Source organism: Paenarthrobacter sp. NPDC057355, from assembly GCF_042667405.1.
Classification (GTDB): Bacteria; Actinomycetota; Actinomycetes; order Actinomycetales; family Micrococcaceae; genus Arthrobacter.
On the sequence record NZ_JBHVAL010000005.1, the window covers coordinates 73,993 to 97,456 of the forward strand.

Consider the following 23,464-nt stretch of genomic DNA (forward strand, 5'->3'; position numbering starts at 1 on the left):
AAGAAAGCCGGCACCATGTCCCAAAGCGGCCCGCCACAAAAAGCCGACCCCCGAACCACCGGACCGTCTGCGGCTGTCCGGGAGCGTCGTACCCGGCTGCACGCCCAAATCATCAGTTACTTGGCCCGCAACGGAGCGAGCAGGCTGAAGGACATTCTCGCTGAAGTAGACGTCTGCAGGGATACCCTGATCGTCAACCTCGGGATCCTCGAAGAGTCCAGCATCATCCAATGCGACCTGCCCAAGGGAGCCCGATACAGGGCGACGCCCTTCTACTCATTGTGCAGGCCCGCAACCCTGCGCCAGCGGGACAAGAACCAGGTGCAGCTGACGGCACGCATCCAGGAAGCGGCGGATGGGAAAATCGTTGTGTCCATCGACGAGGTTCCGGGGTCGGTATTCCTCGTGCCGGCTTTCGATCAGATTCCCGGTGCAGCCGCCGCAGCGGCCGCGTCCACTTTGCAGCGGGACAAAGACGCCTTCGCCGTCCAGGTGGTTTATTAGTTCCGGAGTTCTCTAGACAGTAACGTTCAGGGCCGCCGTATACCCTCCCTGGACGGAGCCCGAAATAGTCGCCAACTGGTATATGCCTCCATCGTCACCAAAGACGTTGTCAGAGGTCAGGGTAGTTTTCGGGAAGCTGCGGGCGCTGTCCTCGTAGCCGGCCGTTTCGTACACGGCTTTGCAGGCACTCTCGGTCAGTGCGATCTGCGAGACAGCAAGGACTTGGCCCGCTGCACTGGTGTTGCCCATGGATTCAAATACTTCAAAGTGAATATGCGGCCAGCGGCCCATGTAGGCGCCCGGGAAGATGGTACTGAAGGTCAGCTGGCCATTGGCGTCAGCCTCCTGCACACCCCGGAGGTAGTTCTCGTTTTCCAGCCCGGAATCATAAAGCGAATATTTGCCGTTTTGGTCGCAATGCCAGGCGTATACCGCTGCGCCCGCCAGCGGAGAGCAACCGTTGGCATTGTCCAGCAGCGTCAAAGTGACAGTCAGGGGCACGCCTTCCGCCTTGGTGGTGGACGTTCCGAAGCTGGATCTGATGTCGCGCCGGACAACCCCGGAAGCCTCCAGGACATTGGGGCCGTTGGAACCGTCGCCCGGATAGGGGCCCAGTGTTTCCTCCGGGATTTCCACTCCGCATTCGGCGAACGCACGCGTTACGGTACTGCTCGCCTGCGACGAAGGTGACGCGGCCGACGTCGTACCTCCCGACGGGGTGACAACAGCGGTGGTACCCGACGGCGTGGCGCTGCCGCCTTCCGTACCCGGGGTGCATGCCGCCAGGGCGGCTGCGGCGCCGCCGCCGAGAAGTACACCCAGGGTGCGGCGCCGGCTTAGCAACGTGGAGAGGTCGAACTCCAACCCTTTGTCATGATGTGGATGGGGCTGATGAGGAGAAGTCATGTGTCCATCAAACGCGCCGCGGCTGTGCTGTGTACATGGCCGGGCTGTGGCGGAACTGTGAAGTAGTCGGCGCAACCCAGACGGTCATAATACGCATTTGAATATGCTTGTAATGCACATCACCTCATGGCATGATGACTGCAAGCACTCGACGGAAGGTCCTCCTGCAATGAACATCGAACTGAAAGCGGTGCGGAAGCTCCGCATCCATTGGCCTATCCCATTGGAGACAATGACCCGGCTTGCCGACGGTCAGTTGGATGCCCTCGAATCTGATCCCGGAATCTCATCACTGCTGGACGCTTTGACTGCGGCACCGGAGCTGGGCGGGTTCGGCAACTACCACCACGTTTTCGAATCCTCCGCCGGATTTGAAGGTTTCACGGTCGCTGAGGGAGCCAATCCCACGCTGGGCAGCATCGGGCAACGGACCATTTCACCCACCTTCGTCTTCACCACGTACTTTGACGACACGCTGGACGACTCGGCAGTTCACCAACTGGTGCAGACAATTGTGGATATCCATCCATGGGAGGTGCCCGTCATCGAAGTCTCGGGTCCACTCAGCGTTTCAAGCGCCGCAACCTCCGGCGCGGACATGCGGATGGCGTCGTGAACCTCTGGAAGGAAGTGGCACCACTTCTCCGTAACAGGACGTTCACGGACCTCACCCATGCCTTCCACCCGGGGCAACCACACTTTCCTGCGTTTCCCAATGAAACAAGGGAAGCCCTTTTCGACATGGATAAAGGGGATGGATTCACTGCCCACAGGTACTCGATCGTGGGTCAGTGGGGCACGCATGTGGATCCGCCGTCGCACTTTGTCCGGGGCGGCCGGACGCTGGACCAGATACCGGTGGAGGACATGATCCTGCCACTGGTGGTGCTGGACATCCGCGACCGGGTCCGGGCCGATGCCGACGCAACCCCGACACTCGACGACATCCGGCAATGGGAGGCCCGCAATGGAAGAGTCCCTTCAGGGTCATTCGTGGCCCTTCGCACGGGCTGGAGCGATCGCTGGCCTGACGCCTCCGCGATGGCCAACGTCGACGACAACGGCGTCAGCCACACCCCGGGGTGGTCCCGGGAAGTCCTTCAGCATCTGATCGAGGAGCGCTCAGTGGCCGCTGTGGGTCATGAACAGACCGACACGGACCCTGGGATGGCCACGTCCCGGCAGGACTTCAGCCTCGAAACGTACGTCCTGGCCCAGGACCGGTGGCAGATTGAGCTGATGGCCAATCTCCATCAGCTGCCCGAATCCGGCGCCATGGTGGTCGCCACCTGGGCGAAGCCTTTGGAAGGCAGCGGCTTCCCGGCGCGGGTCTTTGCCATCCACTAGCTTGGGGCTGGCGTGGGCTGGCTAGAATCAATCCATGTCAAAGACCTCCAGCATGGGCCGCGGCATGATGGCCTTATTCACCGTTGGGGCGCGTCACGCGGAAGGATACGACGGCGGCACGGTGGGCGACATTGCCGCACGGCTGGAGAAGGATCGCAGCCAGGTGTCACGGAGCCTCAAAGGTGCAGAGCAGGAAGGCTTCCTCACCAGAACCGAGCATCGTGAATACTGCCTGGACTGGTCCATTCTGACGGACGCCCAGCTGGTCACCGAGCAGCGCCTGAAGACCGACGGCCTGACAGCCTTGGAAGGCCTTGCCTCCGAGACCAACGAAGCCTGCTTCCTGGGGGTGTTGAGCGGAAACAGCACAGTCACCATTGGTGAGCAGGTGCCTGAAAGTGCCAACCTTGTGGGCTCCTGGCTCGGGCGCCCCTACCCGGCCTACTGCAGTGACGCCGGACAAGCGCTCCTGTGGGATGCAGCGGAGACGGACGTCCGGAAGATCTTTGACGGGGTTGAATTCGTCAAGCACGGGCCCAATACGCCGGTGTCGGTCGAGGACTTCCTGGAACGCCTCTCCCAGGCACGCCGGCGCGGCTACTCCGTTGTCGACGAGGAAGCTGAGCCGGGCCTCTACTCCCTGTCCGCACCCGTCAGGGACTTCAAAGGCGAGGTTGCCGCCGCGTTGCAGATTGTCGGTCCGAAATCACGCCTTGAACCCCAGCGCGACGCCTTCGCTACGGCTCTTCTTTCGTGGCGTGATTGGCTCGAGTCAACGGTCGGCGGGCGCTCGGGGACAAGCGCTCAGCCCTGAGCCGCTGCCTGGCCGCCAGCCGCCGTCGTGCCGCTGCCCGTCGCCGGGACGCCGGGCCGGTCTGCGGACGGTTCGCCCAACCGGTCCGCGACAGAGTGGAGGACATGTGCAATGCCGGGTGCTGCTTTCTCCAGATCGGCGCGGCTGCCCAGGACGCTGAGTGCGGCAACAATCCGGCCGCCCTCGCGGACAGGAACAGCCAGTTCCCAGACGCCGTGCTCGAATTCTTCCGCGGCAAGAACATACCCTTGGCGCTTGTCATGTTCCATGAGAACCGTGACTTCCGACGCGGAGTGCGCGGCTGCGGGGCCGCCAACGCCGATGAAGTTGACCTCGCGGAGCAGCCCTTCAAGTGCTTTGGGGGAATGGTCCCAGAGCAACGCCCGGCCTGCGCCCGTGCACCAGACGGGAGTCACCATGCCGGGTTTGGCGAACCCGCCAAGGACAGAGTTGTTGGAGGAAGAACGCAACAAGAGGACCCGAACACCATCGCGAACTGAAAGCCGGGACCGCAACCCGAAGGCGGAAACCAACTCCTCAAGCTCAGTCCGGGATTGTTGGACCCAGCCACCGTTGAGGGCAGCAGCCAAAGCGAAAAAGCGGGATCCTGTCCGGAAAGGGCCCCGATCCACGCGTTCCAGCAGCCCAAGGTCGCACAATTCCTGAGCCAGCCGTGAGACCCGGCTTTGTTCCATGTCCAGTTCTGCAGCCAATTGCGAGACGCCCAGGAGTTGGCGGCCCTGTTTCTCGCGGTCGGTGACCAGCCGGACCAGCCGCAGGCCTTGCGCCAACGACGAAGCCTCAGGCGATGCATCCACGAATCGGGCTCCTTCCACCAAGCGTCCACGCCATTCTCACATGCCCACCGCCGCCTTGGAGACCCGGGCGCCCGTGGCCCAGACCGTGTACAAGTCAGCGAGGATTCCCGCATTCGCCGCTTCGAGCTGCGCTGCGGAAATCTCGGCGTCGCCTTGCCGCCCAAAGAGGACCACCTCATCACCCGGGCGGACTCCTTGGATGTCGGTCACATCAACAACCATGGAGTTCATTGAGATCAGGTCGACAATCGGCGCACGCCGGCCCCGGAGCAAAACATGGTTTGGCGGGTGCCCGGGGCCGCGGTGGCCAAGGGCGCGACGATAGCCGTCCCCATAACCCACCGTCACCGTGGCCAGCACTGACGGCGCTTCCAAGGTATACGTGAGTCCGTATCCCACCCTGCTTCCCGCAGGATAGGAGTTGACTGATCCCACGCGTGCTTTGAAGGTCAGGCACCGCTGAAACCCGGAGTGCCCCGGGTCCGTGTCGCCGTAGAGGGCCGCACCTGCCCGCACCATGTCCAACCATGCGGACGGCACGTTCAGGGCTGAAAACGAGTTTGCCGCGTGGAGAAGAATGCCGCTGCGTGGCAACCCAGCGGATTGAAGGATCGCCGCAGATTCAACCCGGAAGCGCTGCAGCCCGTGCTCAATCAGGCCGGGATCGTCACACGGAAAATGCGTCATGATTCCGGCCAGGCCAAGGTGTGGATCGTTGGCAATCGAGGTGGCTTGGGCCATCCCAACCTTCGAGGAAACATCAAGGCTGTGCCGACTGATCCCCGATGAATTGATGTCCAAGTGCACCTGCAGCTTTTGCCCCACCGCCGCGGCAATCATGCTCATCTCGCGGGCGCTCTGTGGATCGGCAACGAGCTCCTCGATGGCAAAGGGCAATCCGGCGTGGACCTCCTGCGGTGCCGCTGCACGGACCCGGAGCAGCTTGCCTGTAAAGCCATGCGCCCGGGCCAACCCCGCCTCGGCGTTGGAGCCCACCCCGATGTACGGGACGTTGCACGCGACCAGGAACGGCAGCACCACGTCGGCGCCGTGTCCGTAAGCGTCGGATTTGATGACTGCGCAAAGCAATGCACGGCCATCCAGCATCGCCAGCAGGGACCGGACATTTCCCTGAAAAGCGCCCCCATCAACTTCCAGCCAATTCGAGAACTTGTCCGTAGGAGAGGCCTGCTGCACCGTCTGGGTCATGGTGCCTACCTCACTGCACGGCCGTAGCGGAAGTGGAAGAACACGTAGCACGCGACCACAAAGGGAATACCGAAGTAGAGGGCAGCAACCTGGGCGGGATCAGAGGCGATGCCAACGAGGGAGACCAGGCACAGCACAAAGGCCAGGATCGGGACCACAGGAAAAAAGGGAGCTCTGTAAGCCAGGTCAGCTACTCGACCACCGTTCCGGATAAAGGCCCTGCGGTGGAAGAAATGCGATGCGGCGATCGACATCCACACGCCCACGACGGCGAAGCCGGCTATGGAGACGAGGGCCAGGTAGACGGTCTCGGGCGCAGCCACGCTGCTGACCAGGGACGCAAGCCCTCCCACCATGCTCACAGCCAAGGCCAGGAGCGGAATCCCACGCCGGGTAACGCGCTTGAGCGCCTTCGGGGCATGGCCTTCATCCGCAAGAGAGTAGAGCATGCGGGCGCAGGAGAAGAGACCGCTGTTTCCGGCAGACAGAAGTGCCGTGATGATCACGAAGTTCATGATGTCCGCCGCGAACGGAATGCCTACGGAAGAAAAGACTGTGACGAACGGGCTCTCGTCCAGGCCAACCTGGTCGTAAGGAACGGTAGCGGCAATGACTGCGATCGCGCCAACAAAGAAGATGAGGAGCCGGATCACTGTGCTTCGCATGGCCTTGGGGATGCTCCGGGCCGGGTCCTTGGTTTCCCCTGCCGCCACCCCGATCAGTTCCGATCCGGAGAATGCGTAGAAGACGGCCAAGGCAGTAACGAGGACGCCGGAGAAGCCATTGGGGAACAGCCCTCCGGAAGTGTTGAAGTTCTCGAAGAGGAACGGGTGGTGGTCGGCGTCGGAAAGCGGGTGGATTCCGAACAGGGCAGCCCCGCCGAAGATGATCAGGGCAATGATGGCTCCAACCTTGACGATGGAGAACCAAAACTCGGATTCTCCAAAGAATTTGGAAGAGAGCGCATTGAAGCCGAAGAGCATGGCAGCAAAAACAAGGCACCAAACCCACACTTCAACACCGGGAAACCAGCGCTGCATGAGGAGTCCGGAGGCCGTGAACTCGGAGCCGATTGCCACCGCCCAGCACAGCCAGTAGAGCCAGGCCGTGGTGAACCCTGTTGCCGGACCAATGGAGCGTGAAGCGTAAATGTGGAACGCACCCGAGACCGGGTAGGCGATGGCGAGCTCTCCCAGGCAGGCCATCACAAGATAAACCACGAAGGCTCCCACGAGGTAGGCAATGACTGCCCCCAACGGGCCGGCCTGGGAGATTGTGTAGCCCGAGCTGAGGAACAAACCCGATCCAATGACACCTCCCATGGCGATCATGATCAGGTGCCGAGGCCCCATGGAACGGCGCAGGCCGGTCTCCACGGGCGCTGTTGGCGCGTCAGCCGGGTGGTCCAGTTTCATAGGTGTTGAAGAGTCCATGACTTGTCTCCGATAAATGACAGATGCGATCGGGACGCCTGGGACTTCCTGCGCGGGGGAGCCGGAGGCGTGCTTGTAGTGACGAAGGTAACACAGAAACGCCCCGCATAGTCATTAAAAACATTTATGAATGTAAATAACGCACAAAGTCATTCGGATCAGTAGTCCGGGTTGCTCGGAACCACCAGCCCAGTCTCGTAGGCATAAACCACCACTTGCACACGGTCCCGGAGCTGCAGCTTGCTCAGGATCCGACGGACATGCGTTTTTACAGTGGCCTCGGAAAGGAAGAACTTGTGCGCGATCTCAGCATTGGACAAGCCCTCGGCGATCGTCGTCAGGATCTCGGTCTCCCTGGGGGTTAGTTCGCCCAGCAACGGATCCCGGTGCGGGGCGGGTGCGCTACCAGGCACGGCACCGCCGCGGACATACGTCTCCAGGAGCCGTTGCGTGACGCGGGGAGCCACGACGGCGTCACCGCTCGCCACCAGGCGCACGGCGTGGACAAGCTCCGCCGGGGCAACATCCTTGAGCAGGAAGGCGGAGGCCCCGGCCTGCAAACCGCTAAAGGCGTACTCATCCAGATCGAACGTAGTGAGAATGATGACCCTCGCATCTGAACCGGAATCGGAGATACGCCGGGTTGCCTCGATCCCGTCCATGGTGGGCATGCGTACGTCCATCAGCACCACATCAGGCTGCAACGCTTCGACTTGGCGGACGGCATCGGCGCCGTCGGATGCCTCGCCCACAACGTGGAAGTCTTCTTCGCCTTCCAGGATGAGACGGAAGCCCATCCTGAGCAGCGGCTGATCGTCCACGAGCAGCACTTTGATGTCGTCGGTCATGATTCCCCCTTTTCGCCGTTCCAGTGGAGATCGGCGTGGACCGCCCAACCCCCTCTTTTTCCTGGACCGGCGGTAACAATTCCAGCATAAATTCCTGCGCGTTCGTTCATCCCCGCGATGCCCAACCCCGCGCCAAGGCTGCCCATCGATTCGCTGCCACCATCCCGGGTTCCGCGGCCGTCGTCGAGCACGTCAATGGTGACCACATCGCCTTCGCGCGTCACCAGCACGTCCACCCGGCTCAGCGAGCGTCCGTAGCGCAACACGTTCGTCAGGGACTCCTGAACGATTCTGTAGACAGTGAGTTCGAAGGCCGGATCGGCCGGCAGGGCCGGGCCGGTATGGGCATAGTGGAGCGGGAGGCCAGCCGTGCGGAACCCCTCAAGAAGCTTCGCGAGGTTGTATCCGGACTCAAGCGGCGTGAGCGGGGCAGGCCGGCCTGAATCATCGCGCAAAACCCCGAGCACGCGGCGCATGTCCGCCAGGGCAGTACGTCCGGTACGCGAAAGTTCACCGAGGACTTCACCGGCGCGTTCCGGGTCCTTCTTGACCACAACTGCAGCACCGTCCGAGAGACTGATCATCACCGTCAAAGAGTGGGCCACGACGTCGTGCATTTCGCGGGCGATGCGGTTGCGCTCGGTCACTTTGCCCAGCCGTGTGGTCCTGGCAGCCCATTCCGCGATCTCCGCTTCGTGTTCGCGGCGCTGCCGAACGGAAATGCCGATGCCCGTCGCCAGGAGGTTCGACAATATGATGGTCACCGCGGTCGCGATGTTGTTGATGAGGTGGAAATTCTCGGGGAGGTCCTGCAGCGTGTCCGCCTGGGCCGGGCTTGTCCACATGAACAGGTACAGAAGGCTTAGGGGCAGGCTGGCGGCGACGAAAACAACGAACGTGATGGCGCGCTTCCGGAGGGACGCAACGGCATAAAGAGCGAACCAGAGGCCGGCGGAAACGTTGGAGCCCCACGGGTTGAGGATGGTTGCCGAAATTTCCAAGAGTGCGACGGCGAGCACCACCTGGAGCGGAAACTGGCGCCGGAAGACCAGCGCCAGGGCGATCAGGAGGAGGATCGCCACTACGAGCCACTTGCCCTCCCCAATCGAGGAAATGATGGTGGCCAGCGCCAAGAGTATGTAGCAGAGCACCACCACGGCATCCATGGCACGGGGACGCCGGAAGAAATAGCGTCGGATCCTGCCTCTGCGGCGCTGGGCAATTTCGGCGAAGGACGCGTCGGCCAAGGTGGCCGGCGCGTCCTTCACCTGTGGAGCTTCAGTCATGGATTGAGCCTAGACCGACTAGACGTCCCGCTTCTTGAGCAGGAACATCGCCAATGCCACGGGTACAACAACCCAGGCAGCCAGTACCAACCCGGCCTGCCAAGCCTCCAAGGTGTCCGCCACGTGCTGTACGGCAGTCAACGGGTTGAGGGTGTTGGTGGGGAGGTACTTGCGGGCTTCCTCGAAGAAATCGCCAGGGATGAGCTGGAACGCGATCGGCGCTACGAAGAACAAACCGACGAGGCTCATGATGCCGCCCGCGGAGTTGCGGACAATGGTGCCCAGCGCCATACCAATTGCCGCGACGGCCGCAACGTAGATGCTGTTGACCAGCAAGAGCTTGATTGACTGCGAACTGCCCAGGTCCAGCTTGAGGTTGTAGTTATCCACGATCGGCAGGGAAACCAGTCCCGCAATGTAGGTGGCAACGGCGGTGAGCAGGAAGGAACTCACCATCACCACGATCAGCTTGGCCAAGAACGGCGAGAGGCGCTTGGGTACTGCCGCGAAAGTTGAGCGGGCCATGCCTGTGGTGAATTCGGAGCTCATGAGCAGCACGCCCAAGGAACCGAGGATCAGCTGGGCAAAGGAGATGCCAGAGGTCGGAATGCTGACTGCGAGGTCTCCACCTTGCGCGGCAATGGCGGCGGCAGCCTCCGGATCCCGGGCTGCCTGTTCGGAGAACTGGCCGGTTCCCCACGCCGAAAGCGCCGCGAAGCCGACCATCACCAAGGCTGTGGAAGCCAGGAGGATGAGCGTGGAGAGAAGCGTGCGGAACTTGATGAACTCGGAGTTCAGGACCCTGTGGAAGGCCGGTCCCGGTCCAACGGGATTGTGCGTGGACTTTCGATCAACGGTTGCGGTGCTCATGTCTATTTCCCTCCGGTCTGGGCGGGAACCGAATCCCCGGCAGTGATGTGCGAGTGGTATTCGACCTCGTCCTTGGTCAACTCCATGTACGCCTCTTCGAGGCTGGCCTGGAGTGGTGTGAGCTCGTAAACCATGACCTGGTTATCCAGCGCCGTACGGGCGATGGATCGGGGTTCCACTCCGGAGACCTCCAGGAGTTCCCGCTCGTGGACCTGCACGGAGACACCGGGACCAGCCAAGAGCTGCATGAGCTGTTCGGGTTGATCGGTGCGGACGCGAGTTCGTTTCTGGCCCTTGCCCGTGATGATGTCGGCAATCGGAGCGTCGGCGATGATCTTGCCGCGCCCGATGACAATGAGGTGGTCGGCCGTCAGTGCCATTTCGCTCATCAAGTGGCTGGACAGGAAGACCGTACGGCCTTCAGAGGCGAGGTACTTGACCAGGTTGCGGACCCAGACCACGCCTTCAGGGTCGAGGCCGTTGACCGGCTCATCCAGGATGATGGTTTGCGGGTCGCCCAGCAACGCCGCGGCAATTCCCAGGCGCTGACCCATTCCGAGCGAGAATCCTTTGACCTTCTTCTTCGCAACATCGCCGAGCCCGGTCATCTCGATGACTTCACGGACCCGGGCCTTGGGAATGCTGTGGGTGGCGGCCATGGCGAGCAAGTGGTTGTACGCGGTACGGCTCGTGTGGACCGCCTTTGCATCCAACAGGGCGCCAATTTCGCGCAGCGGTGCAACGTGTTTGGCGAACGGCACCCCGTTCACGGTGACCGAACCCGCCGTCGGTGTGTCCAGTCCCATGATCATGCGCATTGTGGTGGACTTACCGGCGCCGTTCGGGCCCAGGAAGCCCGTCACGCGTCCAGCCTGGACAGTGAAACTGACACCGCCGACGGCAGTCTTTTCGCCGTAGACCTTGGTCAGGCCTTTTGCTTCGATCATGGAAGCGTTCCCCTCCTCGGAGCACGTGAGCGTGCAGATGAGTTTTGAATGTACTCACAACGCTACTCAGGGAGGGCTGGTAAATCGCCTGTCTCAGGGATGATTCAGGGTTCAGTCAGGGTAGTCCTCCCGGATGACCCGGTTTGGTCCTGCTCAATGACCGGCAGCGGCGAATAGACACGGAGAACCCGCGGCTTCACCGTGAAGGTCGCCTTGCGTACTCCGGGTTTGGGTTCACCGTCCACGGCAAGCACCAACGGTTGGCCGATGGCCTCCACGGTGATGTCCGTGGCCTCGGTCAGATGGGTGACCTTGGATGCGGACACAGCGCCTGTGATGACTGCCCACAGCAAACGGGCCCGCGCGAACGGCTCATCCGCCGTGATCATCCGGAGGTCGAACACACCATCGTCCAGGACCGGGCGGCGAAGAGGCGCATGGTCGCTGGGATAGAACCGTCCGCGACCCAGGTAAAGGATCCACAGCTTGTGGCGCCGGCCATTCACAAGGAGGGTGGTTGGCGAGTTCACGCCGAAGGTCCGCAGCGAGGCGACCACCCCGGCCAGCGGCTTGCCCATGGCGGGCTGGAGCCGCTCACGGCGTCGAACGAGGTTCGGGTACACGCCCACACTGGCGGTATTCAGCATGGCAATCTCGGAGATTTCGGGACTCTCCGGCAGGCCGCGCTCCACTAAAACATGCCCCAAATCAACGGAAGCTGCATGGCCATTGCCGAGGGCATCCAGGACATCTTCGACAGAACCAGCGCCGAGATCCCGGGCAAAGTGGTTCAGGGTTCCGCCGGGAAGGACTGTCAGAGGCAGTGAATGTTCGACGGCGGCAGCAGCGGCCGCTCCCACCGTTCCGTCACCGCCCCACACACCCAACGCCACGGTACCCGGACGGGTTGCTGCGGCGTTGATCTCCTCGGCGACGTCCTCACCTTCGGATATCTCCCGTATATAAGCCTTGGGGAATATATTTCGCAGGAGCTCTCCGGTTTCGGGGGAGTAGGACCCGCCAAGGACGTTGACCGCGATACTGAGCCCTTCGCCGTCGTGAATTTCCGGAACGTCCGCCGGGGTCCGGCGGGGAGTTGGCTCGGCTGGCCGGGCAGGCCACCACTTGCGGGTGAGAAGAGCTGCTCCAGCTCCCAAAGCGGAACCGAAGACGACGTCCGACGGCCAGTGGGCCCCGGTATGTACGCGGGAGTAGGCCACACCTACTGCAATGGGCGCCAGGGCAACACCAATAGCGGGCGAAACCATTCCTGCCCCCGTCGCGAATGCCACAGCTGACGCTGAGTGGCCGGACGGCATGGAGGAACTGGTGGGCTGCGGGTTCACGAACCTGAACAACGGCAGGTGCTCAGGCAGCGGACGCCGCCTGGGCAGGGCTCTTTTGAAAATCACATTGGTGACACCTGACGCGACGCCCAGGGCAAGCAGGCCGTGGAGGGCGGCCCGTCTGGGCCTGCCGGGCACTGTCGCGAGGAGCCCGGCGATACCGAACCAGAGCTTTCCCTTGGTTGCCGCGGCAGAGAGCCGGCGGAAGAAGACATCATGGTCTCCTTGGGGTTGCCGGGAAACAGCACGCACCAGGAAGTGGTCGAGCCTCACAACACGTTTTGGGCCTTTGGCCACGAAGCCTCGCATCCCCTCACAGTATCGCCTGACGCTCACGGACAGCCGCCATGGCTACGATGAGTTGATGATTGGCCTCTTGTCCCCGCGCCGGCAGCCGGATTGGCAGCTCGTTGCCCCGGGAGCACTGCTGGTGTGCGGCTTCCTGGTCCCGGCTGCCATGCTCCTGTTCGGCCAAGGGGAGCCCGCCTTCAATAGCGGCGACACGTGGTGGCAGGCTTTCGCATTCACCTTGCATACGCCGTTCTGGGACGGCGTGAACGGAGTCCTGAACCTGATGGGCTACGCGGGCATGCTCGTGTGCCACGGGCTGCTGGCCATCGCACTGCTGATCTGGAACCGGCCCGTGACGGCAATATTTGTAGCTGCAACCGGAATCGCCGCCCTGGCGCTGACACAGGTGACCAAGGCCGTGGTGGGCCGGGCTCGCCCGGAGGGGGCCAAGGTTCTCACTGACACTGGTTCATACCCCTCAGGGCATGTATCGGCCACTACCGCACTGTTGGTGGTTCTGGCACTGTTGATTGGGCGTTGGTGGATGACTGCAGTGGCCGCCCTGGGAGTGCTCGCGATGATGATCAGCCGGACCTACCTGTCAGCCCACTGGTTGAGTGACGTCCTGGGTGGAGCGTGCCTGGCCGCAGGATTGGCTCTTCTCATGTGGTGGCGCTTCAGGGACATATGCATCCAAGAGAATGCAAGAGCCGAGGGCAAAACTACTTGGCGGGCAAGGGCTTCGCGACGCCGGCAAGCAGGAGAGCAATAAGGATAGGAGCTCCGATGGCCAAGAGGGCCAGATGGATCCCGGTCTGATCGCCCAGGTAGCCCAACAACGGAGGACCCGCCAGGAACGCGACGTACCCGATGGTCGAGACCACCGAAACGCGGGCTGCGGCGTGCTTGGGGTCATCGGCAGCGGCGGACATGCCCATGGGGAAGGCCAACGCCGCTCCAATGCCCCAGAGCGCCGCACCAACTCCGGCCAGGATCACGTTGCCGGCGAAGACAAACAGCGCCAAGCCCACTGCCGCGGCGGCCATGCTGGCACGGAGAACTGAGACCCGGCCAAACCTGTCGATCGCCTTGCCGCCCAGGAACCGCATGACGGTCATAGCCAGGACAAACAGGGCGAAAAGCAACGCGCCGGTGGATTCGGAGGAACCCAACCCATCCACTGCAGCCTTGGCAATCCAGTCGTTGCCTGCGCCCTCGGTGAGGGTCGCGCCCAAAACAACGACGCCGATGAGCAGCGTCCTGCCGTCCCGCCAAGCCGCAGGGCCCTTGGGAGCCGGCGCGCCGCCGTCGTGAACTTCCACTGCCTCGTGCGGCAGGAAGAACTTCGGGACCGTCAACGCCAGGGTGACCGCGACGGCGGCAATGACCAGCAAGTGCTCAGGCAGACCCACCCCGAGCTGGGAGAGCCCGGCACCGATGAGTGCACCCAGGAAGGCGCCACCGCTGAACGCGGCGTGGAACTGAGGCATGATGGTGCGTTCAAGCCTGTGCTCTACGTCGGCGCCTTCGATGTTCTGGGCGACGTCCCAGAGACCAATGCCGATGCCAAAGAAGAAGAGCGCGATCGCCGTTGCAGGGACCGACGCGGCGATCAGGGACAAAGCGATGGCCGCACCGGCCGCACCGGCGACGATGCCGGCTACGCGAACGGTGTTCGCGGTACCGATCCGGCCCACCACCCAGCCTGCCGACGGCAGCGCCAACAGTGAACCAACCGCTGTGCAGAGCAAAAGCGTGCCCATCTGGCCGGAAGTCAGGCTGAGTGTCTCGGTCACTGCGGGGATGCGGGCCGCCCAACTGGCGAAAACCAAGCCGTTCATGCCGAAGATCAGGAACGTCGCGACGGCTGCGGCATTGACGTTGGTGGTGCTTCGGGCGTTGGTGGTCATGCAATCACAACTTCCACGGAGAGTTTTTTGAGTCGGGCGAGGTCATCGGGGGATGGTTTGAGGTCTGTCACGATCACGTCCACGAATTCCATGGCCGCAACCAGGGCCCTCGCGTTGGCATTCCACTTGCTTCCGGAGGCCGCCACGACCACCCGCGCGGCCGACTCCAGGCCCGCGCGCTTGACGGCGGCGTCGTCAAGGTCGTGCGCCAGGAGTCCGTCCTTCAGGTTAAGAGCGCAAGGAGTTACGACGGCGGTATCGAACCTCAGCGAGCGAACATTGGCTTCCGCCATGGGTCCCCGGAATGATTGCTCACCTGTGGTGAGCGTTCCGCCGGGGAGGATGAGTTCAGGGGCATGTCCGTCCTTGTTTTGTGTCAGCGCTTCAACGCTGTGGAGGGACATGGGCATCACAGTCAGCTCGCGGCTGCCCAGCCGGCGTGCGATCGCCGTTGCTGTGGAGCCACTGTCCAACCAGACATGTTCGCGGTCCTGGATCAGCCTGTCGATAGCTGTCGCGATGCGCTTCTTGGCTTCGTGGTCTTCCAGTTCGCGCTGTCCATAGCCCGGATTTTCGCCGCGGGCCAGGAGACTCCGGGCGCCCCCGTGCACGCGCTTGAGCACACCGTTGGCCGCGAGGATCTCCAGGTCCCTGCGTATGGTGGCGCCCGAAGCTCCGGTCGCGGAGACCAATTCGTCAACCGATACTTCTTCTTGCCCGCGCAGCAGCTCGCCAATGAGCCGGTGCCGGTCAGTAGTTCCCATGGGTCTACCGTAGCAGCATGGTGATCACTTAATCACATTGTGTGATCATTTGCTCACGCACCCTCTCTCACATCCCACTGCCTTGAGTGGAACCCTCCTGCAGTGCACGACGGCGCCTACAGTGGCGGTGCGTGAGCGTCCGGGCCATCCCAGGGGGATCTGCGCGAGCGACCGGGCCAACCCCGGGGGATCTGCGCGAGCGTCCGGGCCAACCCAGGAGGATCTGCGCGAGCGTCCGGGCCAACCCAGGAGGATCTGCGCGAGCGTCCGGGCCAACCCAGGAGGATCTGCGCGAGCGACCGGGCCAACCCCGGGGGATCTGCGCGAGCGTCCGGGTTACCGGGCGCGCTCCACCCGCTTCTCGTCCCACACTGGCTCTTCGGACTCGTAGACCATGCCATCGGAGCCGAAGATCAGGAAGCGGTCGAAGGACTTGGCGAACCAGCGGTCGTGTGTGACCGCCAGGACGGTGCCCTCGAACGCGTCGATGGCACGCTCCAGCGCCTCACCCGAGTGGAGATCCAGGTTGTCTGTGGGCTCATCGAGCAGCAGGAGCGTGGCACCGGAAAGCTGGAGCAGCAGGATCTGGAAACGTGCCTGCTGGCCTCCGGACAAGGACTCGTACTTCTGCTCCGACTGCCCCGCGAGGCCATAGGAATCCAGGGCTCCAGCTGCAGCTTCACGCGGAAGACCTGAGCGGTGTTCGTCGCCGCGGTGCAGGATCTCCAGCAAAGTACGGCCCAGCAGGTCCGGACGGACGTGGGTCTGCGCGAAGAACCCGGGCCGGATGCGGGCGCCAAGCTTCACCGTTCCCTCGTGCGGAACTTCAGCGATAACGACGTCGGACACCGGCAGGTGCTCGCGCTCCGGGTCGGTGCCACCGGTGGCGAGCAGCCGCAGGAAGTGGCTCTTGCCGGAACCGTTGGAACCCAGCACGCCCACACGGTCCCCGAACCAGATCTCGGTGGAGAACGGCTTCATGAGACCCGTGAGTTCCAGCTTCTCGGCCACGACGGCACGCTTGGCCGTCCTGCCGCCCTTGAGCCGCATCTTGACGTTTTGCTCGATCGGCAGCGCCTCAGGCGGTCCGGCTTCCAGGAACTTGGCCAGGCGGGTCTGCGCCGCTTGGTACCGGTTGGCCATGTCGGAACGGAAGGCAGCCTTGTTCTTGTACATGTTGACGAGTTCTTTGAGCTTGATGTGCTCCTCGTCCCAGCGTTTGCGGAGTTCCTCAAACCGAGCATTCCGGTCGGCCCGGGCTTCCACATAGGAGCCGAAGCCGCCGCCATGGATCCAAGCGCCGGCACCGTTGATTCCCGGTTCAAGGGTCACGATGCGACCAGCCGCGTTGTTGAGCAGCTCCCGGTCGTGGCTGATGAAGAGCACCGTCTTCTTGGACTCGTTGAGCTTGGATTCCAGCCAGCGCTTACCGGGCACGTCGAGGTAGTTGTCCGGTTCGTCGAGGAGCAGGAGCTCATCCGGTCCGGCGAAGAGGGCCTCCAGTACGAGCCGCTTCTGCTCGCCACCGGAGAGGGTGGAAGCGCGGCGGAACTGGGCCTTGTCGAAAGAAATCCCGAGCGCCGCCATGCAGACCTCGTCCCACACGGTCTCGACGTCGTAACCACCGGCATCGCCCCAGTCGACAATCGCCTGGGCATACTTCATCTGCGTGGGCTCGTCGTCGTGCTCCATCATTGCCAGTTCGGCTTCTTCCACGGCTTTGGCGGCTGCCGCGAGTCCGGCCTGCGCCGTCGAGACAAGGAGGTCGCGGACGGTCGAGTCGTCGCGGACCTGGCCGACGAACTGCCGCATAATGCCCATGTTCCCCGAGCGGCCGACGGCGCCTTCATCAGGGGTGAGATCTCCGGCGATGATCTTGAACAGCGTGGTCTTGCCGGTTCCGTTGGGCCCGATCAGTGCCGTCTTTGTGCCGTCGGGAACCTTGAAAGTCACGCCGTTGAGCAGCTGGGTACCGTCGGAGAGGAAGTAGTCGATGCCGGAAACGTCAATATGGGCCACGTTCCAATCCTCCCACGCCAAGCAAATGACGCCCGACGGCGGCAATCGGCTTGAGCGGTGACGCCCAGCCTGGGCTGCCGGCGGGCAGGACCTGGATCAGCCCGCCGCGGTCAGGAACGTCTTTAACAGCGGGCCGCTGGTGGTGGCGCCCAATCCGCCGTCCTCAACAAAGACCGCCACCGCAAGATCTCCGTGAGTGGCCACAATCCACGCATGGGTCTTGGGCGGGTTGTCATTGCCGAATTCGGCCGTTCCCGTCTTGGCTCCGACCGGAGCGCCGGGGACAGAGGTCAGGAACCCGGCGTGTCCGGACGTTACTACTGCCCGCATCATGTCGGCCAGCGAAGCAGCCTCTGCCTTGGTGATCGGCTTGGTTGAGGCTGGCGAGGCCGGAAGCGCGCTGGCCGTGGAAGAGTCCGCCGACGGCGTGGCGGAGCCGCCTTCGGTAGGTGTGGCGCTTGAGGTTGTGGTCCCCGATGCCGTGGCCGGGACGGCGTCCGCGTTGAGCACCAACTGGGGTGAAACGGGCGCACCATTGGCGACTGACGCGGCCATGACAGCAGCCGAGAGCGGCGAGAAGAGCACCTTGCCCTGACCAATCATGGATGCCGCATGTTCCGTGCCCTCGGCAGCACCGGGGACCGAACCAAGAAAGGCGTCTGCACCAAGTTTGGGAGCTTCAACGGCCACACCCAGGGCCTGGGCTGCCGACTCGAGCTGGTCCTGGCTGACGGTGTCGCGCGCATTGATGAAGGCGGTGTTGCAGGAGTGCGCAAACGCGTCACGCAAGGCCACGGATCCCAACGAGCTTTCCGGGTATCCCTCGGCGTTCTTGAAGGTACGTCCGTCAACTGTCACCGTGGCTGGGCAGTCGACCTTGGAATCGGGCGTGGCCCCGTTCCGGAACATTGCCAGGGAATCGACCATCTTGAAGGTGGAGCCCGGTGCGTACTGGCCCAGCATTGCCGTGTTGTAGCCGTTGCTCCCGGGGCCCGAGGCTGCCGCAAGCACCGCACCAGTGGAAGGCCTCAGCGCGACGATGGCCGATGCCGGGCCCACACCGGCAAGGGTTTCCTCAGCCAGCTGCTGCAGCTTCAGGTCCAGAGTGGTCTTTAGCGTGGTGCCCGGTGCGGGAAGGGATGAGAAGAACACCTTGGTCCCCGGGGTCTCACCTTCCGTCTTGGCCTTGGCGCTGGCGATGACCTCAACGCCATCCTTGCCGCGCAGCAAGCTGTCGTATTTTTGCTGCAAGCCGCCCGTTCCCGTGGTGTCGCCGGCGCGGAGTGCGCCGTTGGACTTCTCGATCTGCTCGGCACTGGCCTGGCCAACGCTTCCGAGCAGCGCCCGGGCAAAGGTCCGTGTTGGAGCAAGGGCCATGGAGTCCAGGATGCTCGAACCGCCGGGGATGGCCTCGATCTTTGCCTCGGTAATCTCCGGGGTGTACGCGCGGAGAACCAGGCCTTCAACGAACGCCTGCGGGCCGGATGCCGCTACCTGTTTGGCGTATTCTTCGACGTCCAGTCCAAGCAGGGTGGCCATGGCGCGGGCGGAGGCGTCGGCCTGTTCCGCAGGAACCTTGGTCTTGTCGATGCCCACCCGGAACACAGGACGGTCCTCCACGATCGGGGCATCGCCGGCACCAAGGATCTGGCCGCGCTGGGCAGGAACGGTTTTGACAGACAGCGTCTCGCCGTCGGAAAGTTCGGGGGCGAGCAACGCCGGGCTCCACTGCACGGCCCATTTGTCGCCGGACTTCTTCAGGGTTGCCTGCGAGCTGTACTCCCACTTGGCCGACCCGACGTTCCAGCTGTACTTAAGGGGGAAAGTGGCGGTGCCGCCGTCGAGCTTTACCTCGCCTGATTCAACCGAGGGCTTGGCATCGAGGCCTTCAAACACCGCTTTGAGTTCATCGTTGGCCGCGGCAGCGTCCTTGCCGTCAACGGCGAGCTGACCGACGTCGAGCGCTGCAAGGGAGGATGCGAGCTGCTTGGCCGCACCTTCCGCGCCGGAGCGGCCGTCGTCGCAGGCGGCGAGAGAGCCTGCCATGACGATAGCGGCCAGACCAATAACAAAAGTACGTGTTTTCCCCATTCGCCACATTATGCCCGGTTCCCCTGACAGTTTCTTGTTGTGCCCGGAAAGCGGACGACCACCGCCCGCCACCCCGGAAGGAGTTGGCACGCGGCGGCCGTCATCACATGCGTATCAGGGCGCACACGTGAACTTCGCATCACCCCAGACACCGTGGGCGCCATTGATGGAACCGGACGGATCCACCACCAACTCCACATAGGCCGCGCCGGTGAGGTCGACGGAAACGGACTCCGGAGCGAAGCCCGGCGTGTACGTGCGCGACTGGTACTTGTTCACGCCGTCGGCGTTGACCTTGAAGATGATGTTGCCGCCGAAGCCGCTTTCAAGGCCCACTTGGGAAGTGAAGGAGGTGCACTTGCCGCCCAGGTAATACGTAATTTTGGAGGCAGCGTGAACCCCTAGGCCCTTGGTGAAAACGGGCTGCTGGCCGGTCGCGGGATCGGTGTAGTTGATGGCCAACGGCTTGTCCGGGGAGGATGCCGAGTCCTTGTTGGCCACGTTCTTGCCGATCACTCCGTAGCCATTCAACGCCTGCACCCACGGCGTTTCCGAGGCATAAACCGTCCCGTGCGGGACGTCCGGCAACGGCTGTGAGGTCACTTTCCAGTCGAAGAACTTCACCCGGGTGTCAGTGGGCAGGGTGACGGAGACAAGCTCCTTGGTCGGGTTCAGCCGGACCGTGTTGGAAAATGCCTGGTACTTGTACTGCGTGTATTCCGGAGAAGGACCATTGGCGTTGTTCCGGCCCTGTTCGGACACCGCGAGCGTGGCCCCGTTCAGCACCGACGGCTGCAGCCAATTGGGGAAGAAGATGGACTGCTTGTCTATGCTTCCATCGGAATATGTCAGTGTCAGCACCGGGCTGGTTCCGTTGCCCACGGCGGCCGAACCCAGAACCGCCAAGTGCGTTCCCTTGCCCTTTACCGAGATGGTCTGCGCGGACAATGCCACGGAGTTGGGAACGTCGGGCCCCACCGCCGGCCAAGTGTAGTCCACCTGCGTCGGCTTACCGGCGTCAACGGTCACAGAGCTGCCCGGTCGGACGCCGCCTGCCGGTACCGTCGCGGCGGCCAGCTGCTCGGCAGCGAAGGTGGCCCCACCGCCGTCGAAGTTTCCGAGCGCCTTGCCCGCGACCGTAGTGACCGAAACGGTGTTGTACGCCGCGGCCAAGGACCCATAGGCGACATATATCTGGTTGCCGCCGGTCACCGTTTGGTTCGATCCGGAGGCAAGGTACGACGCCGATACCCGCACAGTCTGTTGGCCCGCCTTTGCGTTGGAGCCGGGTTTGATGACGAACGTGGCACTGATTGTGGCTCCGCCTTCCACCTTGGCGGCCGTTGCTCCGCTTGATGAGACGACCGTCCAGCCCTCGGGGAGGACCGGAGTGAGAACCACGTTGCTCTTTGCCTTGGTTCCGGTGTTTACGAAGGCCGCGGTGACGGTGGTTTCCTGGTCCTGGAACACTTGCTGACCGGTTGTTACGCGGACCTCGGCTGCGGTGTCTTCCTGGCTCTTTCCGCCCAGCGGACCGGCCTGCTGGAGCTGGACTGTTGCGGATTGGTTGGAGGCGATCGACCCCGTCTTTACCCAAATGGTGCCGTTGTTGGCCTCGTCGAAGTACCAGCCAGTGGTCGCAGCCGCGTAGGCAGCCTGGGTGGCGTGCTGGGTGAGCTTGGTGCCACCGATCTTGACGTCCTTGGGTGCGGCGCCGGCATGGACTTTCAGCTCGTAGGGACGAGCCGCAGCTTTGCCGGTGTACTCACCCTTCCGTTCACCGATGGACACCTTGACGCTGCTGTTGCCCGTACCGGGGGCGTCCACTGCAAAGACCTGGCTGGAAGACTTGCCGTCCTTGAACTCGCGGGTGACTTTGTCGTCCTCGTAGAGCGTGAAGGTGTCCTGTCCCTTGGCGTAGACGTCCAAGGTGATCATGGAATCTTCCGGGACCAGGGACGCGTTCCGGGCCACGATGCCTTGCGGGATCACCGCTCCGGCGCGAACGAACACCGGCAGCTTGTCCAGGGGTGCGCTGTAGCCGTTGAGGATTTGGCCGCCCTGGTAGAGCTTGCCTGTCCAGTAATCCACCCACTGCTGGCCGGCAGGGAGGAAGATGCCGTTTCGGACGTCGGTCTGGGTAAAGACGGGAGCCACCAGGAAGTCCGAGCCGAGCATGAACTGGTTGTTGGCTTCGGCGCCGTAGGACCATTCCTGGTCAGGGAACTCGAGGGCCATGGAGCGCATCATCGATACGCCCGTGGAGGAGGACTCCTGCGCCAGCGTGTAGATGAAGGGCATGAGCTGCTGGCGCAGTTGCAGGTAGTGGCGGTTGATGGCCGTTGCTTCGTCGCCGTAAAGCCACGGGCGCTTGTCCGTCGCAGCCCAACCGGACATGGAGTACAGGGCCGGAGCGAAGGCCTTCCACTGGAGGTCGCGGACGTAGGACTCGGGGGATCCGCCGAAGATGCCGTCGACGTCACCCGTGGTGAACGCCAGACCCGAGTTACCGGCTCCGGTGAGGGCCGGGACCTGCCAGCGGACGGCGTCGAGGTTTCCTGAATGGTCGCCCGTCCATTGCATGCCGCACCGCTGGGAACCGGCCCAGCCTTCCACCATCAGTGACGTGCCGCGGGCGTTCGAATACTGCTCGATGCCGCCATGCGCGGCCTCACAGCCGGTGAGCGCCTGGCGGTAGCCTTGACCGACCCACGCGACGTCCAGCTTACGGAGCCGAACACCGGCTTCGCCCACTTCGTATTCCTGGTTGGTCAGTGAGCGCTGCGTCCAAAGTCCAACTTTGAGGTTGGTTTCATTCTCGATGTTGCTCACGGTTTCCGGCAGTTGCTGGTACTCACAGCCGTAGCCGTCATTGACCAGCATCCACCCCGCGGGCATGTCGTTCTCCACGAACTTCCGCGCGGTCTTGATCGCATCCGGGGTGCGCTGCTTGGCTCCGTCGGGATCCCCGTAGCCGGAGGATGAGTAGCCCGGGTTTGAACGGTTGTAGCAGTCCGCGTCGCCGTATTCCAGAGCATAGACCGGGGGCATCATCGGCTTGCCGGTCAACGTGGTGTACGCGCCCAGGGACTGCTTGTAGTCGCCCACGAAATAGTAGGCGTCAAAGCGCTTTTCTTCATGGGTGGTAGTTGGCTGGTCCTTGAAGTCGTAGGAACCGCGGGCGAAGGTGTTGCGCAGGACGCCGTAGCCCAGGGAGGACATGTAGTACGGCACGGCGTTGGGGTATCCGTCGTCGTCCCAGTCGAAGTTCCTGGCGATGTTGATCAGGGCGCCGGTGTGGACGGAACGGCCGTTCTGCATGCCGCCGCCGATGAATTGCTCGCCGTCGTGCTGCTTGAGGTGTTGCGTTGCCGAGTTTGTGCCGAAGGTGATGGGGGCTGACTCCTCCAGGACCAGGGATCCGTCAGCCCGGGCGACGCGGAACCGGGTGGTGGCCTTGTCGATCTCCAGGCTGATCTTCGCGGTTTTCAGCGTGAGGGTTTCGCCGTCGGTGACCGTGGGCGCAGTGCCGGGGAACTTGTCCTTGCCAACTACGATGTTGGCCGTCCTGGCCGGATCGCCTTGGTCCGTGTTGGCAGGGTCCGTGAATTTTCCGCTGGGATCGGCTTCCAACCGAAAGTTGGAGTCGTCCAGGAACGTCACGCGGATGGCGCCCTTTTCGGTAGCGAGGTCGACGGCGTTGCCGGACTGGGTGAAGCCGGTCACCGCCCCGAGGGGTACTCCAGCTGCGTCGACGGGGACTTCCGGCGCTACGGCTTTGATAGCGGCGGGATCACCGGGAGCAGCACTCGCACCGGCAGTGAACGTGAGGGCGGGGATGGTTCCTGCGAGGAGCAGCGAGGCCAGGCCGAGCGAGGCGGCCTTCCTGCTGAGCGAACCTTTTCTGGCGCGTCCGGAGCTGTTGGGCGCAGCTCCGGACAGACCCGAGGAGGGTGCGGACATGTGAGCCAACTTTCGAAGAGTGACAGTTTGTGATCTAACTCATAGCGAAACGTGCACTAATCGTCACTGCTCGATGGCAAAAGGTCAACCGTTTCACC

Annotated in this window: 19 protein-coding genes; 5 read left to right on the forward strand and 14 right to left on the reverse strand. The window is 63.0% G+C overall.

From position 1 onward, the window contains the following. The first annotated feature begins 15 nt into the window (after positions 1–15). On the forward strand, positions 16–504 hold the full coding sequence (locus ACFUOZ_RS08220; RefSeq protein ID WP_377546640.1) for a hypothetical protein: 489 nt from the start codon (positions 16–18) through the stop codon (positions 502–504). Positions 505–516: 12 nt separating this feature from the next. Here the strand turns inward: ACFUOZ_RS08220 and ACFUOZ_RS08225 are convergent, their stop codons facing one another. Further along, positions 517–1,410, reverse strand: a complete 894-nt coding sequence (locus ACFUOZ_RS08225; protein ID WP_377546642.1) for an intradiol ring-cleavage dioxygenase — start codon at positions 1,408–1,410, stop codon at positions 517–519. A gap of 169 nt (positions 1,411–1,579) precedes the next feature. On the opposite strand from ACFUOZ_RS08225, the gene ACFUOZ_RS08230 reads away from it, so the two are divergent. The 3 genes from ACFUOZ_RS08230 to ACFUOZ_RS08240 are packed head-to-tail and all read left to right on the forward strand — an operon-like array spanning position 1,580 to position 3,571. Further along, positions 1,580–2,026, forward strand: a complete 447-nt coding sequence (locus ACFUOZ_RS08230; RefSeq protein WP_377546644.1) for a hypothetical protein — start codon at positions 1,580–1,582, stop codon at positions 2,024–2,026. Next, entirely contained in the window at positions 2,023–2,757 is a 735-nt protein-coding gene (locus ACFUOZ_RS08235; protein WP_377546647.1) for a cyclase family protein, read from the forward strand. The genes ACFUOZ_RS08230 and ACFUOZ_RS08235 overlap by 4 nt, the downstream gene beginning before the upstream one ends. Before the next feature lie 34 nt (positions 2,758–2,791). After that, the gene (locus tag ACFUOZ_RS08240; RefSeq protein WP_377546649.1) at positions 2,792–3,571 is read left to right on the forward strand and encodes an IclR family transcriptional regulator; all 780 of its coding nucleotides are present in this window, start codon (positions 2,792–2,794) and stop codon (positions 3,569–3,571) included. Here ACFUOZ_RS08240 and ACFUOZ_RS08245 read toward each other — a convergent pair. From ACFUOZ_RS08245 to ACFUOZ_RS08280, 8 genes are all read right to left on the reverse strand, one after another. Then, a complete protein-coding gene (locus ACFUOZ_RS08245) occupies positions 3,562–4,389 on the reverse strand; it encodes an IclR family transcriptional regulator (protein ID WP_377546651.1) in 828 nt (275 codons plus the stop codon). The genes ACFUOZ_RS08240 and ACFUOZ_RS08245 overlap by 10 nt on opposite strands. 36 nt (positions 4,390–4,425) lie before the next feature. Further along, positions 4,426–5,598, reverse strand: coding sequence for an alanine racemase (gene alr, locus ACFUOZ_RS08250; RefSeq protein ID WP_377546654.1), 1,173 nt, complete (start codon positions 5,596–5,598; stop codon positions 4,426–4,428). Positions 5,599–5,603: 5 nt separating this feature from the next. Continuing rightward, positions 5,604–7,031: an amino acid permease gene (locus ACFUOZ_RS08255; protein ID WP_377546656.1), complete on the reverse strand. Its 1,428-nt coding sequence runs from the start codon at positions 7,029–7,031 to the stop codon at positions 5,604–5,606. A 158-nt stretch (positions 7,032–7,189) separates the two neighbouring features. Further along, the gene (locus ACFUOZ_RS08260; RefSeq protein WP_377546659.1) at positions 7,190–7,879 is read right to left on the reverse strand and encodes a response regulator; all 690 of its coding nucleotides are present in this window, start codon (positions 7,877–7,879) and stop codon (positions 7,190–7,192) included. Beyond that, positions 7,876–9,165, reverse strand: coding sequence for a sensor histidine kinase (locus tag ACFUOZ_RS08265; RefSeq protein WP_377546661.1), 1,290 nt, complete (start codon positions 9,163–9,165; stop codon positions 7,876–7,878). The genes ACFUOZ_RS08260 and ACFUOZ_RS08265 overlap by 4 nt, the downstream gene beginning before the upstream one ends. A gap of 18 nt (positions 9,166–9,183) precedes the next feature. Next, entirely contained in the window at positions 9,184–10,035 is an 852-nt protein-coding gene (locus ACFUOZ_RS08270) for an ABC transporter permease (RefSeq protein ID WP_377546663.1), read from the reverse strand. Between the two features lie 2 nt (positions 10,036–10,037). Next, positions 10,038–10,982 carry an ABC transporter ATP-binding protein gene (locus ACFUOZ_RS08275; protein WP_377546665.1) on the reverse strand — a complete coding sequence of 315 codons (945 nt, stop codon included), beginning with the start codon at positions 10,980–10,982 and terminating at the stop codon, positions 10,038–10,040. Positions 10,983–11,086: 104 nt separating this feature from the next. Then, the gene (locus tag ACFUOZ_RS08280) at positions 11,087–12,637 is read right to left on the reverse strand and encodes a bifunctional phosphatase PAP2/diacylglycerol kinase family protein (protein ID WP_377546667.1); all 1,551 of its coding nucleotides are present in this window, start codon (positions 12,635–12,637) and stop codon (positions 11,087–11,089) included. Positions 12,638–12,692: 55 nt separating this feature from the next. On the opposite strand from ACFUOZ_RS08280, the gene ACFUOZ_RS08285 reads away from it, so the two are divergent. Next, positions 12,693–13,391 carry a phosphatase PAP2 family protein gene (locus ACFUOZ_RS08285; RefSeq protein ID WP_377546670.1) on the forward strand — a complete coding sequence of 233 codons (699 nt, stop codon included), beginning with the start codon at positions 12,693–12,695 and terminating at the stop codon, positions 13,389–13,391. On the opposite strand, the gene ACFUOZ_RS08290 is transcribed toward ACFUOZ_RS08285, so the two are convergent. From ACFUOZ_RS08290 to ACFUOZ_RS08310, 5 genes are all read right to left on the reverse strand, one after another. After that, positions 13,342–14,529, reverse strand: coding sequence for an MFS transporter (locus tag ACFUOZ_RS08290; RefSeq protein WP_377546673.1), 1,188 nt, complete (start codon positions 14,527–14,529; stop codon positions 13,342–13,344). The two genes, ACFUOZ_RS08285 and ACFUOZ_RS08290, sit on opposite strands and share 50 nt — an antisense overlap. Then, positions 14,526–15,293: a DeoR/GlpR family DNA-binding transcription regulator gene (locus tag ACFUOZ_RS08295; RefSeq protein WP_377546676.1), complete on the reverse strand. Its 768-nt coding sequence runs from the start codon at positions 15,291–15,293 to the stop codon at positions 14,526–14,528. The genes ACFUOZ_RS08290 and ACFUOZ_RS08295 overlap by 4 nt, the downstream gene beginning before the upstream one ends. Before the next feature lie 336 nt (positions 15,294–15,629). Beyond that, complete coding sequence (locus ACFUOZ_RS08300) at positions 15,630–17,312, reverse strand: ABC-F family ATP-binding cassette domain-containing protein (RefSeq protein WP_377546678.1); 1,683 nt, start codon at positions 17,310–17,312, stop codon at positions 15,630–15,632. Positions 17,313–17,408: 96 nt separating this feature from the next. After that, positions 17,409–19,403, reverse strand: a complete 1,995-nt coding sequence (locus tag ACFUOZ_RS08305) for a penicillin-binding transpeptidase domain-containing protein (RefSeq protein ID WP_377546681.1) — start codon at positions 19,401–19,403, stop codon at positions 17,409–17,411. A 114-nt stretch (positions 19,404–19,517) separates the two neighbouring features. Continuing rightward, positions 19,518–23,366: an NPCBM/NEW2 domain-containing protein gene (locus ACFUOZ_RS08310; protein WP_377546684.1), complete on the reverse strand. Its 3,849-nt coding sequence runs from the start codon at positions 23,364–23,366 to the stop codon at positions 19,518–19,520. Positions 23,367–23,464: the final 98 nt, after the last annotated feature.

Bases quoted from the DNA above. Each gene is read 5' to 3' on its own strand.
- ACFUOZ_RS08220 (WP_377546640.1), top strand. From the start codon at position 16: ATGTCCCAAAGCGGCCCGCCACAAAAAGCCGACCCCCGAACCACCGGA.
- ACFUOZ_RS08225 (WP_377546642.1), bottom strand. From the start codon at position 1,410: ATGACTTCTCCTCATCAGCCCCATCCACATCATGACAAAGGGTTGGAG.
- ACFUOZ_RS08230 (WP_377546644.1), top strand. From the start codon at position 1,580: ATGAACATCGAACTGAAAGCGGTGCGGAAGCTCCGCATCCATTGGCCT.
- ACFUOZ_RS08240 (WP_377546649.1), top strand. From the start codon at position 2,792: ATGTCAAAGACCTCCAGCATGGGCCGCGGCATGATGGCCTTATTCACC.
- alr (WP_377546654.1), bottom strand. From the start codon at position 5,598: ATGACCCAGACGGTGCAGCAGGCCTCTCCTACGGACAAGTTCTCGAAT.
- ACFUOZ_RS08255 (WP_377546656.1), bottom strand. From the start codon at position 7,031: ATGGACTCTTCAACACCTATGAAACTGGACCACCCGGCTGACGCGCCA.
- ACFUOZ_RS08260 (WP_377546659.1), bottom strand. From the start codon at position 7,879: ATGACCGACGACATCAAAGTGCTGCTCGTGGACGATCAGCCGCTGCTC.
- ACFUOZ_RS08265 (WP_377546661.1), bottom strand. From the start codon at position 9,165: ATGACTGAAGCTCCACAGGTGAAGGACGCGCCGGCCACCTTGGCCGAC.
- ACFUOZ_RS08270 (WP_377546663.1), bottom strand. From the start codon at position 10,035: ATGAGCACCGCAACCGTTGATCGAAAGTCCACGCACAATCCCGTTGGA.
- ACFUOZ_RS08275 (WP_377546665.1), bottom strand. From the start codon at position 10,982: ATGATCGAAGCAAAAGGCCTGACCAAGGTCTACGGCGAAAAGACTGCC.
- ACFUOZ_RS08280 (WP_377546667.1), bottom strand. From the start codon at position 12,637: ATGCGAGGCTTCGTGGCCAAAGGCCCAAAACGTGTTGTGAGGCTCGAC.
- ACFUOZ_RS08285 (WP_377546670.1), top strand. From the start codon at position 12,693: ATGATTGGCCTCTTGTCCCCGCGCCGGCAGCCGGATTGGCAGCTCGTT.
- ACFUOZ_RS08290 (WP_377546673.1), bottom strand. From the start codon at position 14,529: ATGACCACCAACGCCCGAAGCACCACCAACGTCAATGCCGCAGCCGTC.
- ACFUOZ_RS08295 (WP_377546676.1), bottom strand. From the start codon at position 15,293: ATGGGAACTACTGACCGGCACCGGCTCATTGGCGAGCTGCTGCGCGGG.
- ACFUOZ_RS08305 (WP_377546681.1), bottom strand. From the start codon at position 19,403: ATGGGGAAAACACGTACTTTTGTTATTGGTCTGGCCGCTATCGTCATG.
- ACFUOZ_RS08310 (WP_377546684.1), bottom strand. From the start codon at position 23,366: ATGTCCGCACCCTCCTCGGGTCTGTCCGGAGCTGCGCCCAACAGCTCC.